At 72.5% G+C, this 16623-nt stretch carries 17 protein-coding genes; 6 read left to right on the top strand and 11 right to left on the bottom strand.

The annotated features are described in order from the left end of the window. Window positions 1-16: 16 nt before the first annotated feature. The gene (locus ABEA43_RS64425) at window positions 17-556 is read left to right on the top strand and encodes a DinB family protein (protein ID WP_345579672.1); all 540 of its coding nucleotides are present in this window, start codon (window positions 17-19) and stop codon (window positions 554-556) included. A gap of 52 nt (window positions 557-608) precedes the next feature. On the opposite strand, the gene ABEA43_RS64420 is transcribed toward ABEA43_RS64425, so the two are convergent. The 3 genes from ABEA43_RS64420 to ABEA43_RS64410 all read right to left on the bottom strand — a co-directional run bounded on the left by ABEA43_RS64420 (window position 609) and on the right by ABEA43_RS64410 (window position 3629). Continuing rightward, window positions 609-1241 carry a TetR/AcrR family transcriptional regulator gene (locus tag ABEA43_RS64420; RefSeq protein ID WP_345579669.1) on the bottom strand — a complete coding sequence of 211 codons (633 nt, stop codon included), beginning with the start codon at window positions 1239-1241 and terminating at the stop codon, window positions 609-611. A 48-nt stretch (window positions 1242-1289) separates the two neighbouring features. Continuing rightward, complete coding sequence (locus tag ABEA43_RS64415) at window positions 1290-2486, bottom strand: cytochrome P450 (RefSeq protein ID WP_345579666.1); 1197 nt, start codon at window positions 2484-2486, stop codon at window positions 1290-1292. Window positions 2487-2570: 84 nt separating this feature from the next. Next, complete coding sequence (locus ABEA43_RS64410) at window positions 2571-3629, bottom strand: FAD-dependent oxidoreductase (protein WP_345579663.1); 1059 nt, start codon at window positions 3627-3629, stop codon at window positions 2571-2573. A gap of 38 nt (window positions 3630-3667) precedes the next feature. On the opposite strand from ABEA43_RS64410, the gene ABEA43_RS64405 reads away from it, so the two are divergent. The 3 genes from ABEA43_RS64405 (at window position 3668) to ABEA43_RS64395 (ending at window position 6481) form a co-directional block, all read left to right on the top strand. Beyond that, on the top strand, window positions 3668-4243 hold the full coding sequence (locus ABEA43_RS64405) for a TetR/AcrR family transcriptional regulator (RefSeq protein ID WP_345579660.1): 576 nt from the start codon (window positions 3668-3670) through the stop codon (window positions 4241-4243). 198 nt (window positions 4244-4441) lie between these two features. Continuing rightward, a complete protein-coding gene (locus tag ABEA43_RS64400) occupies window positions 4442-5683 on the top strand; it encodes a S1C family serine protease (protein ID WP_345579657.1) in 1242 nt (413 codons plus the stop codon). Window positions 5684-5755: 72 nt separating this feature from the next. Further along, the gene (locus ABEA43_RS64395; RefSeq protein ID WP_345579654.1) at window positions 5756-6481 is read left to right on the top strand and encodes a hypothetical protein; all 726 of its coding nucleotides are present in this window, start codon (window positions 5756-5758) and stop codon (window positions 6479-6481) included. A 268-nt stretch (window positions 6482-6749) separates the two neighbouring features. On the opposite strand, the gene ABEA43_RS64390 is transcribed toward ABEA43_RS64395, so the two are convergent. The 4 genes from ABEA43_RS64390 to ABEA43_RS64375 form a co-directional block, all read right to left on the bottom strand. Further along, complete coding sequence (locus tag ABEA43_RS64390; protein ID WP_345579651.1) at window positions 6750-7982, bottom strand: MFS transporter; 1233 nt, start codon at window positions 7980-7982, stop codon at window positions 6750-6752. Between the two features lie 106 nt (window positions 7983-8088). Continuing rightward, window positions 8089-9471, bottom strand: a complete 1383-nt coding sequence (locus ABEA43_RS64385) for a DNA-3-methyladenine glycosylase 2 family protein (RefSeq protein ID WP_345579648.1) — start codon at window positions 9469-9471, stop codon at window positions 8089-8091. A 33-nt stretch (window positions 9472-9504) separates the two neighbouring features. Further along, window positions 9505-9996, bottom strand: coding sequence for a GbsR/MarR family transcriptional regulator (locus ABEA43_RS64380; protein ID WP_345579645.1), 492 nt, complete (start codon window positions 9994-9996; stop codon window positions 9505-9507). 44 nt (window positions 9997-10040) lie between these two features. Beyond that, a complete protein-coding gene (locus ABEA43_RS64375; RefSeq protein WP_345579642.1) occupies window positions 10041-10661 on the bottom strand; it encodes an FMN-binding negative transcriptional regulator in 621 nt (206 codons plus the stop codon). Between the two features lie 36 nt (window positions 10662-10697). Here ABEA43_RS64375 and ABEA43_RS64370 point away from each other — a divergent pair, with 36 nt between their 5' ends. Further along, window positions 10698-12026, top strand: a complete 1329-nt coding sequence (locus ABEA43_RS64370) for an aminotransferase class I/II-fold pyridoxal phosphate-dependent enzyme (protein WP_345579639.1) — start codon at window positions 10698-10700, stop codon at window positions 12024-12026. A gap of 24 nt (window positions 12027-12050) precedes the next feature. On the opposite strand, the gene ABEA43_RS64365 is transcribed toward ABEA43_RS64370, so the two are convergent. The 4 genes from ABEA43_RS64365 to ABEA43_RS64350 form a co-directional block, all read right to left on the bottom strand. Then, window positions 12051-13175: a Dyp-type peroxidase gene (locus ABEA43_RS64365; protein ID WP_345579636.1), complete on the bottom strand. Its 1125-nt coding sequence runs from the start codon at window positions 13173-13175 to the stop codon at window positions 12051-12053. Next, window positions 13172-13660, bottom strand: a complete 489-nt coding sequence (locus ABEA43_RS64360) for a copper chaperone PCu(A)C (protein WP_345579633.1) — start codon at window positions 13658-13660, stop codon at window positions 13172-13174. The genes ABEA43_RS64365 and ABEA43_RS64360 overlap by 4 nt, the downstream gene beginning before the upstream one ends. Window positions 13661-13775: 115 nt before the next feature. Beyond that, entirely contained in the window at window positions 13776-14312 is a 537-nt protein-coding gene (locus tag ABEA43_RS64355) for an MFS transporter (RefSeq protein WP_345579630.1), read from the bottom strand. 19 nt (window positions 14313-14331) lie between these two features. Beyond that, window positions 14332-15729, bottom strand: coding sequence for an MFS transporter (locus ABEA43_RS64350; RefSeq protein WP_345579627.1), 1398 nt, complete (start codon window positions 15727-15729; stop codon window positions 14332-14334). Window positions 15730-15900: 171 nt separating this feature from the next. Between ABEA43_RS64350 and ABEA43_RS64345 the strand changes: the two genes are divergently transcribed. Beyond that, window positions 15901-16620 (top strand): hypothetical protein, encoded by a 720-nt coding sequence (locus ABEA43_RS64345; protein WP_345579624.1) that lies wholly within the window; start codon window positions 15901-15903, stop codon window positions 16618-16620. Window positions 16621-16623 lie beyond the last annotated feature (3 nt).

Raw genomic sequence — 16623 nt, 5'->3', positions numbered from 1 at the left:
TCTAGACTCACCGTCCATGACCGACCTAGACGAGCAGGGCCGTCCCGAGCCGCCCGTTTCCGCCGACGAGACCGCCACGCTCCTGGGCTTCCTGGAGTTCCATCGCGCGACCCTGGAGTGGAAGAGCGCGGGACTGGACGCGGCCGGGCTGGCGGCGACGGTCGGCGGCTCGTCGCTGACCCTGGGCGGGATGCTCAAGCACCTGTCCTACGTCGAGGACCACTGGTTCTCGCACTTCCTGCACGGGCAGGACCGCCAGCCCCCGTGGGACACGGTGGACTGGGCCGCGGACCCCGACTGGGACTGGCACTCGGCGGCCGGCGACTCGCCCGAGCAGCTCCGCACGCTCTGGCGGGACACCGTGGCCCGCTCCCGCGATCTGGTCGACAAGGCGCTGGCCGACGGGGGCCTGGACCAGCTCGCCCGGCGCACGTGGGCCGACGGCCGGGCGCCCAGTCTGCGCTGGATCCTGGTCCACATGATCGAGGAATACTCCCGGCACAACGGTCATGCCGACCTCATCCGGGAGTCGGTGGACGGCCTCACCGGGGAGTAGCGGCCCTGACCGAGGTCTGGGCACTCCAGGGCTCACCCGGCCCCGCGCAGCTTCAGGCCGGCCAGGGCGGGCCCTGCGCGGGCGCGCCGCCCGGACGCAGCCGGTGGGCGGAGGGCGGGGGCAGCTCGTCGGCCGACGGGCGCAGGCCCGACAGCAGCAGGGCCAGGTAGCGGCGGGAGTCGTCGTGGCCGGGGTCCGACGGATGCACGGTGGCCAGCACCATGACCAGGATCGCCGCCAGATCCCTGACGACCAGGTCGGCGCGTACCTGGCCGTGTCGTTGAGCCCTGTCCAGCACGATGCCGAGCGGCCCGATGAAGCGCTCGGCGATGTCCACCGTGAACGCGCCCGACTCCCTGGCCGCCTTCAGCAGCCCGTGGTGGGTGACCAGGGTGTCGACCGTCCCGCTGAGCGCCTCGGCCAGCGCGCGGCCCGCGTCGGTGGCGCCGCTCGTGGCGAGCACGAGCGGTTCGACCTCTTCGGCGAAGTACGTCTGGAAGGCCGCCCTGATCACCCCGTCGCGGTCGCCGAACCGCCGGTAGACGGTGGCGATCCCGATCCCCGCGTGCCGGGCGATCTCGTCAAGGGAAACCTCGGGGCCGCTCTCGCGCAAGACGGCGATCGCGGCCCGGATGATTTTGTCGGCATTGCGCAGCGCGTCGGCTCTCTGTCGCTGCTCGTGCACAGGCTGAACGCTAGCAGCCGGCTCCCCGCAGGCAAGGGCGCACGGTAGTCACCAGGTCACCGGGAAGCTGGTCAGGCCGTACACGATGTGGAAGGAACGGAACTCCGCCGGGGTCTCCGTCTCGCGCAGGCCCGGGAAGCGCTCGAACAGGGCGGGGAAGGCGATCCGCATCTCCATCCTGGCCAGGGGCGCGCCCAGGCAGTGGTGCACGCCGTGGCCGAACGCGAGGTGCCCCAGATCGCCGCGGCCGATGTCGAAGCGTTCGGGGTTCTGGATGAACTCCGGGTCGCGGTTCGCCGCCGGCAGCGAGCAGACCAGCACCTCGCCCGCGGGGATGCGCGTGCCCGACAGCTCGACCTCGGTGGTGGTGACCTTGGACATGCCCGAGTGGATGATGCTGAGCCAGCGCATCAGCTCCTCCACCGCGGCGCCGATCCGCTCGGGCTCCTTCCTGAGCAGGTCGAGCTGGTCGGGATGGCGCAGGAGGGTGAGGGTGCCGAGGCCGAGCATGTTCGAGGTGGTCTCGTGGCCGGCCAGCAGCAGCAGGTTGGCGACGCCGCTCAGCTCGTCGGTCGACAGGTCGTGGCCGTGCTCGCGGACGAGCATGCCCAGCATGTCGTCGCCGGGCTCGGCCCTGGTGCGGCCGACCAGTTCGGTCATGTACGCGCGGGACTCCAGCTGCGCCGCGAGCCGCACTTCCGGCGGCTGGGAGATGTCCAGCAGCCGGTTGGTACGCCGCTGGAAGTCGTCCCTGTCCTCGTACGGGACGCCGAGCAGCTCGCTGATCACCAGGGACGGGATCGGCAGGGCGAAGGCCGTGACCAGGTCGGCCGGCGGCCCGGTGCGCTCCATGGCGTCGAGGTGATCGGTGACGATGTCGTGGATACGCGGCTCCAGCCGGCGCATCCTGCGCATGGTGAACTCCGGCGTCAGCATCCGGCGCAGCCGCGTGTGCTCGGGCGGGTCGAACGTCAGCAGGTTGCCCGCCCGCATCTTCTTGCGCTGCTCCACGCTGGCCTGCGGCATGCCGGGGAATTGGATGCCGATCCCGCGGGCGTTGCTGAACCGCTCGGCGTCCCCGAGCACCTCGCGCACGTCGGCGTAGCGGGTGACCAGCCAGGCGTCGATGCCGAACGCCGTACGAACCTGCCGGACGCCTTCCTCGTCGCGCGCCGTCATGAGCTCAGGATCGGGATCGAACATGGTGCGCCGCATGTGCAGGGGCAACGTCATGGGATCGCTCATGTCATCTCCTGGAGAGGGATCGACTGCCGACCTTTCTGGAAACGATAGTAATTTATCGTTTGCCGCCGTGCGGGGCCCGATCGCTCAGGACGGAAGCAGGCGGACGAGCGAGTCACGCAGCCCGGAGCGCTCGGTGCGGACGAAGCGGTGCAGGGTACGCGAGCCGAACGCGACCCGCTGGGCGCTGCGGCGGCGCTCGGCGTCGTAGGCGCGCAGGGCCGGCGGCAGGCCGGACACGCCGTGGCGGGCGACGGCGCGGGTGAGCGCCTCCGCGTCGAGGATCGCCGTGCAGGCGCCCTGCCCGAGGTTCGGCGTCATGGCGTGGGCGGCGTCACCGACCAGGGCGACCTTGCCGCCGTGGACGAACGTCGGCAGGGCCGGGAACAGGTGCCGCATCTCGTACCGGATCCACGAATCGGGGTCGGTCCCGGACAGGATGCGCGGGATCGGGTCGTGCCATCCCGCGAAGAGCGCGCGCAGGTCGCCGGCGTCGGTCGCCTCGGGCACCGCGGCGTACCAATTGGTGCGGCCTGGCTCGATCGGGGTCAGGCCGAAGAAGCGCCCGCGGCCCCAGGTCTCGCCGTGCACCGCCGACTCGAAGTCGGCGACGCCGATCCAGGTGACGGTGCCGACGCGCCGGACCTCGCCGCGGCTGCCGAACAGCGTGGCCCGTACGGCGCTGTTGATGCCGTCGGCGCCGACCACCAGGTCGTGCGCGCCGGCCAGGGAGGTGGCGTCCGAGACGTTCTCCAGGTAGGTCACCGGCACGTCCAGCGCCGCTTGCAGCACGTCGAGCAGGTAGGGACGTGAGATCAGCAGCTCGGGCCGGCCCGCTCTGCGCTCGATGCGCTCCAGCGGGAGGCTCGCCAGCACGCGCCCGTCCGGCGTGCGGATGCGCCCGTCGCGGTACGGCACCGCCCGCGCGCGAAAGGCGTCACCGACGCCGAGGCGGTCGAGCGCGGCCTGTGCGGTGGGATGGATGCCGAACGCCGTGCCGTACCGCTCCAGCTCGGCCCGCCGATCGAGGATCGTCACCCGCCAGCCCGCCCGGCGCAGCCCGATCGCCGTCGCCAGCCCGCCCACGCCCGCGCCCACCACTACCGCCGATCCGGCCACGACGTTCCCCTCCTCGACCTTAACCACCACAACTGTGGTACCACACTTACGGTAGCATTGCCTTCGTGCGCAATCAGGACCGGCGGCAACGGCTGCAGGACGCGGCCATCGAGGTGCTGGCCGACCAGGGCGGGCGCGGGCTGACGCACCGCGCCGTCGACACGGCCGCCGCCGTGCCACCCGGGACGGCCAAGAACTACTTCCCGACCCGGCAGGCCGTGCTGCGCGCAGCGGCCGAGCGGTGCGTCGAGCTGTACGACGAGGTCCCCAGGCCGGTGCCCGCCGATCGGGAGAGCCTGGTGGCGCTGATGGGCGCGCTGCTGGCCGACGTCGCGGGCGCCGGCCGTACGCGGCTGCTGGCCTACCTGGAGCTGCAGGCCGAGGCGGCCCGGCTGCCCTGGCTGGCCGCCATCGTGGACGGCATCGCGGCCGCCGATTTCGCCGCCTTCGAGCAGGCCCAACGGGCGGCGGGGCTGCCGGTCACGCCCGAACGCGCGACCGCCGTGACGCTCGCCCTGCACGGCGCGCTCCCGCACCTGCTCGCCCACGCCCCCCGCACCCTGGCGGCCACCGGGCTGCACGACCCCCAAGGCTTCGCCCGCGACCTGCTGACCGCGACCTACGGCCCACCCGCCCGATAACGCGTGGTGCCGACAGCGCATGCGGCACTGGCTGGAGCACCCGCTGTAGGAAGGGAAATTTATTTTCGGCGGCCATGATCGACCACAGCCAGCGGTGATAAGGCCGGTGTCAGGGGTTTCCAGCCGGCGCAACCTGGGGCTTAGCCGGGATTTACCTGCCTTTCAGCACTCTTGTGTCATCGGGATCTAGGAGATGACATGGACGCGAACGAGCCTCGCGAGCAGAATGCCGGCGGTTGGAGCCAATTCGGCGAGCGGCCGCCCTCCGTGGGCGGTTTCACCCGGCCGGGCGCGCTTCCGCCCACGCTGCCCCCGCCTCCGCCGCCGGCCAGGCGAGGTCTGACGCTCACAAGAAAGGCCATCGCGGGGCTGGCGATCGCGGCGGTGGCCGCCTTGTCGGCGGCGGCGCTCGGCGGCGGAGCCATGGGGGCCTACATCGCCGGCGCCAACAGCCCGTCTCCTGTCGTTACCACCACGAGCGCCGCGAGCCCGGTCTTCCGCACGGCGGCCGACCAGCTCACGGTCGCTCAGGTGGCGGAGAAGGTGCAGCCCTCGGTCGTGATGATCCAGGGGCAGACCGCAGAGGGCTCGGGCGTCGTGCTGTCGGCGGACGGGCTGATCCTCACCAACAACCACGTCGTGCAGGGGCAGAGCGGCGGGCTGACGGTGAAGTTCAACGACGGCAAGACCGCCAAGGCCACCGTGGTGGGCACCGACCCGGCCACCGACCTCGCCGTCATCAAGGCCGAGGGCGTGTCGGACCTGGCCAAGGTCACGCTGGGCGACAGCGACCAGCTCAAGGTCGGTGACGACGTGCTGGCCATCGGCAGCCCGCTCGGCCTCGACGGCACGGTGACCTCGGGCATCGTCAGCGCGCTCGACCGTACGGTGACCGCGGGGGGCAACCAGAGCGAGCAGCAGCTCCCGCCGGGCTGGGGCAACCAGGGGCAGCAGCAACAGGAGCAGGCCGAGACGACCACGATCGGCGGCATGATCCAGACCGACGCGGCGATCAACCCCGGCAACTCCGGCGGCGCCCTGGTGAACGCGGCCGGCGAGCTGATCGGCATCAACAGCGCGATCGCCGCGGACGGCGTCAACCTCGGCTTCGCCATCCCGGTGAACACCGCCAAGCAGGTGTCCGACCAGCTCATCAGCAGCGGCAAGGTGAGCCATGCCTTCCTCGGGGTGAGCGTCACCGACGCCACGGGCGACGTGCCCGGCGCGCTGATCCGCCAGGTGACCGCGGGCAGCCCGGCCGAGAAGGCGGGGCTGAAGCAGGGTGACCTGATCACCAAGGTCGGCGACACGGCGGTCCAGGGCGGCGACACGGTCGTGGGCCAGGTGCGCGGCTTCAAGGTGGGGCAGCGGGTGGAGATCGCCTACCTGAGGGACGGCAAGACCGAGACCGCCACCGTCGTCATGGAGGAGAAGAAGTAGCTCCGCCGGGTACGTTTCCAAGTTTCTTGATCTGAGCGGGCTCGTCCGGCAGGCGTGGGTAACGTGCCTGCCGTGATGAGGAAAAAGACCAGCTTGCGGCCCGTTCTCGTGTCGGGAGCGGCGATGGTGACGGTGCTCGCGGGGATGACCGGCCCCGCGCAGGCCGCGGAGAACTACGGCCAGTACTCCCAGTTCGCGGCGCGCAGCGCCGGCCAGCACTGGGCGGACGGGCAGGCCGCCGGTCAGTGGACGTGGAAGCCGTTGTCGGCGACGACCTCGGAGATCAGCTGGGGCGACCCGAAGAAGTGGCCGCCGTCGTACGCGGAGAAGTTCGTGCACGACGGCGGCTGGCTCATGCTGGACGGCTGGCGGGACAACGGCACCTACTACTCGGTCAGGGTCACCAAGGAGCAGATCGGTGACGCCAAGTGCGGAAATCTGCGGACGCTCGCCACGTCCGGCCGTCAGCACTACGTGAAGTGGGACATTCCCGCGGCGGGATACTGCCTGAAGGCATGGGGGACGATCACCGAGGAGTCCTCGGGGAAGGTCGTCGACTTCGGCCACACCCAGATCTGGACGCCGCCCGCCGCCTGCTCCAACCGCTATCTGGGCGCGCAGACGTGCATCAAGCAGTGGGAGTCCTGGTGGGACAACCAGGGCAGCCCGGGCAAGCCGATCGCCAGGAGACTGGAGCGCGACCAGTACATCGCGCGCGGGCGCGGCATGGCGTTCAAGATCCAGCAGTACTACCCGAAGAGCTGGCAGTCGGAGGCCCGCTCGTACTGGAACTGGTGATCCAGGGCGCGGAATGCGCCCGCTTCGTCCACAGGCTGGTGACGATTTCTCACGTAGTGATACCACGTCGCGACGGGATGGTCTCACGCCGTGACGCGGCGGCTCCCCGATCGCCGACCAGCAGGGTGAAGTCCCAGTTCAGGGCCTGTTCGAGGGTGGTGGGCGGCGGTCGGCCAGGTGCCTGCGGAGGGTGACCGCGGCGCCTGGTATGGGCCGATCCGGTGGAGGGGTTATCCACAGGAGGGGCCGGTTATCCACAGGTTGTGGGTCAAGGGTCGCCGGCCGGCCGCAGCTCGGGCTGGGGGGTCTGCTCAGAGATGGGGGATTCGCGCAGCAGGAAGAGGGCGAGGGCGGGGAGAGCGGCCAGCGCGGTCATCAGGATCACCGCTTCCGTCAGGTCGCCGGTCACCAGCATCGGGGTGATGAGGGCGGCGCCGATCGGCGGAGTGGCTTGCATCATCGTACGGAAGACGCCGAAGACGCGGCCGCGCTGGGACGGCGGGATGCGTTCCATGCGCAGCGACTGCGCCCAGACCGTCATGGGTGCGCTGAAGGCGCCGATGATCAGGAAGCCCACGGCCACCGGGACCAGATGAGGGCTGCCGAGCACCGCCAGGAAACCGGCCGCCGCCACCAGCTCGACCACGGCGATGGCGGCCAGCCGGCCGATCCTGGGCCGCCACGCTCCCGCCGCGAACCCGCCCAGCAGCTCACCGGCCGACAGCGCGGCCATGAGCAGGGACAGCGCGGCGCCGTCGCCCGGAAGCTGCTCCTTGGCCAGCCAGGGAGCCACCACCATGGTCATCGCGCCTTCGGCGATGTTGAAGGCCATGAAGGCCAGCGTCGTGCCGATGAGGACCTTGTCGCGAAAGACCGTTCGCGAGGGGGCGGGCGAATGTGGCCTCTCGTGCGGGCGCAGCGGGCTGCGGATCAGGGTCACGGCGATCGCGAAGCACGCGTAGGTGACGGCGTCCACGGCCAGCAGCGTCGCCGGGCCCACGGCACCGAGCAGCGGGGCGGCGAGGGTGAAGCCGATGATCCCCGACAGGGAGTAGCTCACGGATTCGAGGGCGTTGGCGGCGTCGCGTTCGCCGGGGGCGACGAGGTCCGGGATGGCGGCGGGAACGGCGGCCATCGGGACCATCTTCAGCAGGCCGTAGAGTGCCGCGACGAGGAAGGGCAGCCACGACGGCACGCCACCGGCCACGGCCGTGAGCGGGACGGACGCCACGGCGAGGCCGCGCAGGACGCTGTCGGCGATCAGGGCCGCCCGCTTGTCGAACCGGTCGAGCAGCGGGCCCGCGACCAGGCCGCCGACCAGCACCGGAGCGGTGTAGCAGACCGCCAGCACACCCAGTTTCGCGGTGCCGTCCCGTTGGTCCAGGACGAGCCAGGACAGGGCGATGAACGTCATGCTGTCGCCCATCACGGACACGGACGCGCCCAGCCACAGGCGACGGAAGTCACGCCTGGTCCTGAGCAGGGACAGGTAGATGGACAAAGGGGTTCCTTAACGGAAGGGGGCGCGCCTCGGAGTGCGGGCGCGCGTTTCAGGGGCGGGCGGGGGGTGCCGGGCGTCTCAGGGGAGGCGCGGGGTTCCGCGCGTCTTAGGGGCGGATCGCGGTCAGGTGGCTCATCGCGTACGAGCGCCACGGCCGCCACCGTCGCGCGTCCTCAACCGTCAGCCCGAGGCGGCTCAGCCCGTCCCGCACAGCCGGGTCAGAGGGCAGGAAGACGTCGGGATCGCCGAGCGCCCGCAGCCGGACCCGCCCCGCCACCTCCGCATCGACGCCCGGCACCGCCAGCAGCTCACGTCCGGCCTGCTCACGGCCGGCCCCGAAACCCAGGTCGAGCCGGCCGGCCGAAACCGCTTCGGCCAGCGCGGCGACTGGCGCGGGCACGTCCGCCTCGGCCAGGACCTCCATGCGGGGGAAGGCGTGGGTGAGCCCGTCCACAGGCGCGCTCAACGGCGTGCCGTACCGCTGGACCAGCCCGGCGAGCAGGGCCCGGCCGCCGGCGGTCTCCTCCCGGGCGATCGCGCGTACCGCCATCTCGGCCGGATCCACGTGACCGGGCACCCGCAGGCCGGGAGCGGCCGCCACCACGGGCCCGAGCACCGGGTCCCGGCCGAGGCGGTCGGCCACGTCCCGGGGATCGGCGTCCAGGTCGAGCAGCCGTCGGCACCGGCCCACCGCCGCCGAGAGGTCCTTCAGGTCCTCCAGGCGCAGCTCGCAGGACACGTACCCATGAGCAGGCCGCAGCGCCACGACGCCCAGACCGTGCGGAAGCGCCAGGACCCGGCGGTAACGGCCGTCGCCCGCCTCCTCCAGCCCGGGGACCGCGCGTGCGGCGAGGAACCCGAACAGACGGGCCGCCTCCAGAGGCGGCCGGTACGTGAGGCGCAGGCACAACGTCCCGGGAGAGCGGCGAGTGTGGCGGGAGCCGCGCAGCGCGGTGGGCGTCGTGCCGTACACCTGGCGCAAGGTGTCGTTGAACTGCCGGATCGTGGCGAACCCCGCCGCGAACGCGATCTCGCCGGCCGGCAGGTCGGTGGTCTCCAGGAGCGTTCTGGCGTTGGCCGCTCGCTGCGCCCTGGCCAGTGCCTGCGGGCCCGCGCCCAGGTCGGCGACGAGCTGGCGGCGGAGCTGGCGCTCGCTGTAGCCGAGCCGGGCGGCCAGGCCCGCGACCCCTTCGCGGTCCACGAGACCGTCGGCGATCAGCCGCATGGCGCGACCGGCGACGTCCGCGCGCACGTCCCACTCGGGGGAGCCGGGGGTGGTGTCGGGACGGCAGCGCTTGCAGGCGCGGAACCCCGCCTCCAGCGCGGCGGCGGAGGAGGGGTAGAAGCGGACGTTCTCCCGCTTGGGCAGGGCGGCCGGGCAGCTCGGGCGGCAGTAGACACCGGTGGTCACGACGGCGACGAAGAACCGGCCGTCGAAACGGCCGTCACGGCTCCTGAGCACGGAGTAGGCGTCGTCGTCTGCGAGCATGCGCCCACTCTTCCCGGTGCGCGGCCGGTCCGACTAGTGACGATCGGACATCGAGTCTCCGGGGCCGTGGCTGCCGGCGGCCTGGTCGAGCACGTTGGCCAGGGCGGCGATGGAGGTCCTGGCCGAGCGGATGCGCGCGGTGTGCGCCTCATCGCCCCAGCCGAGCCGCAGGCCCTCCGCCGCCAGCTCGTCGAACGCGGTGAACGCGGCGAGCTTCTGCCGGATGACCTTGGACCAGGCGTCGTCCTCGATCTGGTAGTAGACGTTCCGCTCGCCGGCCTTGCGGAACCTGCGGATCAGCCGGATGGACGTCAGCAGGTGCATGTTCGTCGTCAGCGAGGCGCGGCTGGCGCCGATGGCCTCCGCGATCTCGCCGGCGGTCTGCTCAGGCGGGTCGCAGGCCATCAGCCAGCCCAGGACGCGACCGGTGATCGGGGCGAGCCCCCACTCCTCGGAGACGAACGTCGCCACCCGCTCGACCCAGGCGAGCACCTGCTCGCGATCGGGGCCGTCCTGCGCAGTCATGTGGAACATCCTAACGTCCACCGTCTTGACTGGTCATTTCAGCCTCAACTGAAATGCATCCGCCGGCGCTGCTGCGTCCTGGCGCTCGCGTCCCCCGGAAGGTCCCGCTCGGCGAGCCCGGCGGAGATCCGCTCGCGGAACTCGACCGGTCGCCGGTCGTCGTACTTGAACTTGGCCCGCACCCCCACCACGTCCAGCCGCAGCCCCCGGATGGCCGACAGATTCCGGTGGTACGGCCCCGCGTCGGCGGCGACCTCCCCGTACCCGCCCTCGGGCTCGTGGTGGGCCAGCTGCCTGCGCAGGATCTCCGCCTTACCTTCCTTGTCGTCCACGACGTGGGCCTCGCAGGTGAGCTGCACCGATGCGTAATAGCTGGTCGGCACGCCGTTCTCGGGAACGTCGGAGCGCCATCCCGAGGGGATGTAGGCGTAGTCGTCGTACACGCTCACCACGACCCGCGGGGCGGCCTCCACCGCCGCCCAGATCGGGTTCGGCCTGGCGAGGTGCAGCAGGATCCGGTCGCCGTCGAACAGGAAATGCGTGGGCACCACGACCGGCGGGCCGCCGTTCACGCCGTTCGCCGCGAGCTGGCCGAAATCGCGGGTACGCAGCCAGTCCCGCCATTCGTGCTCGTCCCGGGCCGCGTCCCAAGGATGGATCAGCATTTGCCACTCCCTTTGTATTAGTACATAATGGAAATTGTGCCAGAAACATACCTGATCGCCGGTAGCACTGCCAGCGAGATTGCGGCCGAGGTCGAGTCGGCGGTGTCGGGAGGCAGGCTGCCGCCCGGCGCGTCGCTGCCCCCGGTCCGCGAGGCGGCGACGCAGGCGCGGGTCAGCCCCAACACGGCGGCGGCGGCGTACCGGCTGCTGCGTGAGCGCGGCATCGTGGAGACGGCTGGGCGGCGCGGGACCCGGGTCAGGGCACGTCCGGCCAGCACGTCCCGCGAGGAGATCCGCGTCGAGGTGCCGCCGGGGGTGCGCGACCTGGCCAAGGGCAACCCGGACCCCGCCCTGCTCCCGCCCCTGCACGAGGCGCTGGCGGCGGCGGCCAGGGCGCATGCGGAGCGGCCCGCCATGTACGGCACGGACGACGACGAAGAGCTGCTCGACCTGGCCGGCGCGCGGCTGCGGGCCGACGGGATCGCCCCGGGGCCGCTGGCGATCACCTCGGGCACCTTGGACGCGGTGGAGCGCGTGCTGGCCGCCTATCTACGGCCGGGCGACGCGATCGCGGTGGAGGACCCGGGCTGGACGGCGCTGCTCGACCTGGTCGCCGCCCTGCGGCTGCGCCCGGTGCCGGTGCGGATCGACGACGACGGGCCGCTACCCGACGAGCTCGGGCGGGCGCTGCGGACAGGCGTGCGTGCCGTGGTGATCACCTCCCGCGCGCAGAACCCGACCGGCGCCGCCATCACCGCAGAGCGGGCGCGGGCGCTGCGCGCGGAGCTGGCCGCCCGTCCTGAGGTGCTGTTCATCGAGGACGACCACGGCGCGGGTTTCGTGGACGTTCCCGCCCATCCGCTGGCGGGCGTGACCGAGAGCTGGATCCACACCCGCTCGACGGCCAAGGACCTCGGGCCCGACCTGCGCCTGGCCCTGATCACCGGCGACCCGGTCACGCTCGGGCGGCTGCGCGGCCGCCAGCGGCTGGCCTCGGGCTGGGTCAGCCATCTGCTGCAACGCGCCGTCGCCCACCTGTGGCGGACGGAAGCGGTCGACCGGGCCGAGGTCGGGGCCGCGTACAGGATGCGCAGGGACGGCCTGGTGGCGGCGCTGGCCGAGCGCGGCGTCCCCGCGCACGGCCGCAGCGGGCTCAACGTGTGGGTCCCGGTCGCGGACGAGGCCAGCGCGATCACCGGCCTGCTCGCCCGCGGCTGGGCCGCCGCGCCGGGCGCACGCAACCGCGTCAGTACGCCGCCCGCGCTGCGCCTCACCGTGTCGTCCCTGAGCCCCGGCGAGATCCCGGCGCTCGCCGGCGACCTCGCCGCCGCCCTGCGTCCCGCGCCGAGCGGCCGGTACGGCTGACCGGTCCGCTCGGCGCGGGGGCGTTCAGGACAGCAGGCCCTCACCGATCCACCCGCCGGGCGCGCATCCCGGCGGCAGGGCGAAGACGGCGGAGCCGATCGCGGTCGTCCACTCGTTGAGCAGGTCGCCCTCGGCCAAACTGCGTTGGACGGGCACGAACTGCCGGGCGATGTCGGCCTGGTAGGAGGCGAACAGCAGCCCGGAGTCCGACGTGCCGTCCCGGGCGAGACCCTCGTCGTAGTTGTACGGGCGGCGCAGGATCCGCCGGGCCGGATCCGACACGTGCGCCCGCCTGATGTGCGCGAACTCCGAGATGACCGGGAAACCGATCCGGTTCAGGCGGTTGTAGTCGGGTTCGTCGTGCTCGGCCCGGCCGGTCAGCGGCGCCCCGGTGTCCAGCCGGCGGCCGATCGTGAACTCCCTGGCCACCCGATCGGCGGCGTCCCAGGTCTCCAGCTGCATGCGGATCCTGCGCAGCACCATGGTGGTGCCGCCGCGCAGCCAGGCGGGGCCGGCCTGGCCGATCCACACGGCACTGTCCAGGTCCGTCGGATTGACCGTGCCGTCCACCTGGCCCATCAGGTTGCGCTGCGTCTTGCCCGCCGTCTGCCCGCGGAACCCGCGCTGGGTCCACCGCACCCGCGTGAAGGACCGCGCGTCCTTCACGATCATGCGTACGGCGTGCGCGACCGTCAGGCTGTCCTCCGCGCACACCTGTACGAGCAGATCGCCGCCGCTCCACCGCTTGTCCAGCTTGTCCGTGGCGAACGCGGGCAGCCCGGCCACCGGCGAGTCCGCCTTGGCCGCCTTGAACAGCCCAGGGCCGAACCCGAACGTGATCGTCAGCCTGGCCGGGGTCACCGCCAGCTCAGGCTCGGTGTCGGCCAGGGCGGGCCGCCCCTGGGTGAGCCGGGCCGCGTCGTCGGTGAGCAGCTGGAGCAGCCGGACGATCGCCTCCTTGCGCGTGCCGGGCAGCAGGTCGAACCCGAGGAACACCGCGTACGCCTGTGCCGCCGTGGCCACGCCGGCCTGGTGCGCGCCATGAAACGGCTCGACCAGGGTGCTGCTCGGCTGCGGGGTGTCGCGGCGTGCGAGGGCGCCGGCCGCAGTGGCGGCGCCCCCGGCGAACAGCCCTCTGCGGCTGATCACTTGTGCCCCGGCTGGTAGTCCTCCTCGCCACCGGCGAAGTCCTTGCCGACGGCGGTGAACTCGAACGGCTTGCCGTCCTTGACCTGGAGCGTGAACGAGATCCTGGCCCCGGGCCGCACCGCCTGCGCGACCCCCATCAGCATGATGTGGTCGCCGCCCGGCTGGAGCTGGTGCGTGCCGTGCGGCGGGACGACGAAGCCGCCCGCCTTCGGCCGCATGACCATCTTGCCGCCGGACTCGACCACCTCGTGCAGCTCGACCATCGGCGAGAGGGGCGTCGCGCCGGACACGATGGTCACCGCGGTGTCGCCGTCGTTGACCAGCGTGCCGAACGCGGCGGTCATCCCCTTCTTGGTGGTCTTCACCCAGGGGTCGGTGATGGACAGCCCAGCGGCTGAAGGAGCGGGCGACGGGACCGCCGCAGTAGTGGAGGTGGGGGAGCCGCCGCAACCGGCCAGAGCCACCACCATCGCAGCGGTGAGCATGAGGGCATGACGAGAGAACACGGGAAGGCCTTTCTCCGCCCGGCATGCCGAAACAGGCCCTGCCGGGCGCGGGGGTCATCGAGATGGAGGGAAGCGTCTTGCCTGGACCCGCAGGTCAGGCGGCGACGACCGGCGGAGGGCCCCTCCTGCTGACGACGTGCCGCAGCACGGCCGGGCGGAGCACGCGCGGCTCCGCCGTCCACAGGGGTGTGGAAAAAGGTGTGGTGAGGAGCGGCAGCCAGATGACCAGCAGCCGGATGGCCAGGCGGCGCAGCAGCCCCCAGAGCGCGGCCTCGCCGCGCGCCAGCCAGAGCGCGGTCAGCACGATGGCCCAGCCGTGGGCCACGAGCATGCCCGCGCTGGGCATCAGACCGGAGTGCAGGTGGCCGGCCAGCTGGTGCGGAGAGGTGGCGTGGGACAGCGAGAACAGCAGGTGCATGACCACCTGCAGCGCGGCGAGCAGCGAAAGGATCACCGCCAGCGGACGCTCACGCCCCGACAGCGGGAACGCCGCCGCGAACGCCAGCCCCAGGCCGCCCAGCGCGACCGGGGGAGCGACGGTGGCACCGGCGAGCAGGTGCGCCGCCACGCCGAGCCCCAGGCAGACCACGGCGAAAACCGCGGTGCGGGCTAAGCGGAACGGCGGCGCCATGGGCATAGCATTCCACGCCTTACGGGCGGTCGGCTGGGCACTCCTGCTTCACGTGAAACCTCGCCACCGCCGAGGCTGCCGCGTCACGCCGGAGCCGCAGGGCGGAGTGGGCCAGCACGCCGCCCGCACCCACGATCAGCACCACGATCCCGGCCTGCGCGGCGGCGTCCCACCCGCCGTCCAGCGCGCCGAAGAACGCGGCTCCGGTCAACGTCCCGCCCAGCACCCCGCCGGTCTCCTGCACGGTCCCGAGCACCCCGGCCGCGGCTCCGGCTCGCTCAGCGCGTACGGCTGACAGGACCGACGAGATCAGCGGCGACATCAGCCAGCCCATCCCGGCCCCCGTCACCAGCAGGGCCGCCGCCACCCCGTACGGCCCCCAGCCCCACGCCACCCCGCAGTACAGGAGCACGAGCCCCAGCAGCAACGCCGGAGCCCCCATCGGCCGGGGACGCAGCGAAGCCACCAGGAACCCGGCGTTCAGCGCGGTGCACATGACCCCGGCGGCGAGCGGCCCGAGCCCGAGCCCTTCCTGCGCGTAGAGGGCGAGCACGAACGACAGCCCCGCCGACGTCCCGAACAGCAGCGCCACCGCCACCAGCCCGCCCGCGAACCCCTTCTCCCCGAACACCGCCAGATCCAGCAACGGCACCCGCCCGTCGGCCGCCAGCCGCCGCTGCCGTCGTACGAACGCGCCCAGGATCGGTCCCGACGCGGCCAGGCACCACCACGTCCACGGCGGCCAGCCCTGCTCCCGCCCCTCGACCAGCGTCAGCACGACGACCGCGAGACCGGCCGCGACCAGCGCCGCCCCCACCAGGTCGAGGTCCCGCCGCGTGCCCGACCTGCCGGTACGGGGCAGCAGCCGCCCGATCAGCGCCAGTGCCGCCACCCCGGCGGGCACGTTGACCAGGAAGCAGGCCCGCCAGCCCAGCCCCAGCGGATCGGCCGCCACCAGCAGCCCGCCCGCCACCTGGCCGCTCACCCCGGCCAGGCCGACGGCGGCCCCGTACCAGCCGAACGCCCTGGCCCGGTCGGCCCCCTGGTACAACGCGCCGAGCAGGGTGAGGACCTGCGGCGCGAGCAGCGCCGCCGCCGCGCCCTGCGCGACCCGCGCCGCCACCAGCACCCCGATGTCGTACGCCAGCCCGCACCCCGCCGAGGCCAGCGTGAACAGGGCCAGCCCGAGCGCGAACACCCGGCGATGCCCGTAGAGGTCGCCGAGCCGCCCGGCCACGATCAGACCGGCGGCGTAGGCCAGCCCGTATCCGGCGATCACGAGCTGGACGCCGGCGTCGTCCGCGCGCAGGTCGGCGCGGATCGACGGCACAGCCAGGTTGGCCACGAAGAAGTCGAGCGTGGTCACGAAGACCGCGGCCAGCAGAACAGGCAGAGCCACCCAGCGGCGGGCAGTCATGGGGACTCCAGACATGACGAAGGGGAGGGCGAACGGGAGGGCGAATGGGAGGGCTGAGCGAGAAGACGGTGGGAGAACACCGCCGGGCGCCGAGCGGTTGACCCCACCCTGAAGTCCGGAGGTGATGATTCGCTGCGGGTCCGCTACGGATAACCGGCATAATCGCCCCCGATGCCTAAATTTCAGGACCTGTCGGAATATGCGGCGGCGATCGCCCCGGTCATCGACGCGGCCCACGTCAACGTGCACGCCGCCGCCCTCAGAGCGGCCACCGACCTCGCCGTCACGTCGGGCCTGACCCCGGGCCTCCTGTCCGACCTGCGCTTCACCCTCCCGCTACGCCCGCTGACCAGGCCCGCGCTGGCCACGATCTACCGCTACGGCGACGTGCCGGGACGCGACGCCGACCTGCGCGACCATCTACGCGAAGGCGCCCTCGAAGCGGACGGCGACGGGAGGCTGCGCCTGACGGCCAAGGGCAGGACGTTCGTCGACGCCCTCTACGCCCTGCACGCCGCCACGACCGAACGCGTCTGGCCGGGCCACGACCTGCCGGGCCTGGCCGGACTGGCGGGCCGGGTGCTCGACGGGGCCGAGCGCCTGCCGGGCGGCGCGTTCGAGCTCGTCACGCCGCCCTACGAGCCGGCGGGCGCGGCGCCGGGGCTGCTGCTGTTCAACCGGCTCGCCGCGCTGCGCCACCACCGCGCCGACGCGCACGCCGCGGCCTGGCAGGCGGAGGGCCTGTCGGCCGCCGCCATCGTCGGCCTGCGTGCCGGGCCGCAGCGCGCCAGGATCGAGACGCGGACGAACCTGCGGGCCGCGGCGCCGTACGGGGTGCTGACGCCGGAAGAGCGCCAGACCCTGTACGACGGCTTGCTGAAACTCATCTAGCCC

Source organism: Nonomuraea rosea, assembly GCF_039539705.1.
GTDB classification, from domain to species: domain Bacteria; phylum Actinomycetota; class Actinomycetes; order Streptosporangiales; family Streptosporangiaceae; genus Nonomuraea; species Nonomuraea rosea.
The sequence above is the reverse complement of the archived record's forward strand: the minus strand, read 5'-3'. Positions and strand labels throughout refer to the sequence as shown.

Excerpts from the sequence above, each read along its gene's own strand:
- ABEA43_RS64425 (WP_345579672.1), top strand. The coding sequence starts at position 17 with ATGACCGACCTAGACGAGCAGGGCCGTCCCGAGCCGCCCGTTTCCGCC.
- ABEA43_RS64375 (WP_345579642.1), bottom strand. The coding sequence starts at position 10,661 with ATGCTGATCCATCCTTGGGACGCGGCCCGGGACGAGCACGAATGGCGG.
- ABEA43_RS64350 (WP_345579627.1), bottom strand. The coding sequence starts at position 15,729 with ATGACTGCCCGCCGCTGGGTGGCTCTGCCTGTTCTGCTGGCCGCGGTC.
- ABEA43_RS64415 (WP_345579666.1), bottom strand. The coding sequence starts at position 2,486 with ATGAGCGATCCCATGACGTTGCCCCTGCACATGCGGCGCACCATGTTC.
- ABEA43_RS64385 (WP_345579648.1), bottom strand. The coding sequence starts at position 9,471 with ATGCTCGCAGACGACGACGCCTACTCCGTGCTCAGGAGCCGTGACGGC.
- ABEA43_RS64380 (WP_345579645.1), bottom strand. The coding sequence starts at position 9,996 with ATGACTGCGCAGGACGGCCCCGATCGCGAGCAGGTGCTCGCCTGGGTC.
- ABEA43_RS64345 (WP_345579624.1), top strand. The coding sequence starts at position 15,901 with ATGCCTAAATTTCAGGACCTGTCGGAATATGCGGCGGCGATCGCCCCG.
- ABEA43_RS64360 (WP_345579633.1), bottom strand. The coding sequence starts at position 13,660 with ATGCTCACCGCTGCGATGGTGGTGGCTCTGGCCGGTTGCGGCGGCTCC.
- ABEA43_RS64400 (WP_345579657.1), top strand. The coding sequence starts at position 4,442 with ATGGACGCGAACGAGCCTCGCGAGCAGAATGCCGGCGGTTGGAGCCAA.
- ABEA43_RS64355 (WP_345579630.1), bottom strand. The coding sequence starts at position 14,312 with ATGGCGCCGCCGTTCCGCTTAGCCCGCACCGCGGTTTTCGCCGTGGTC.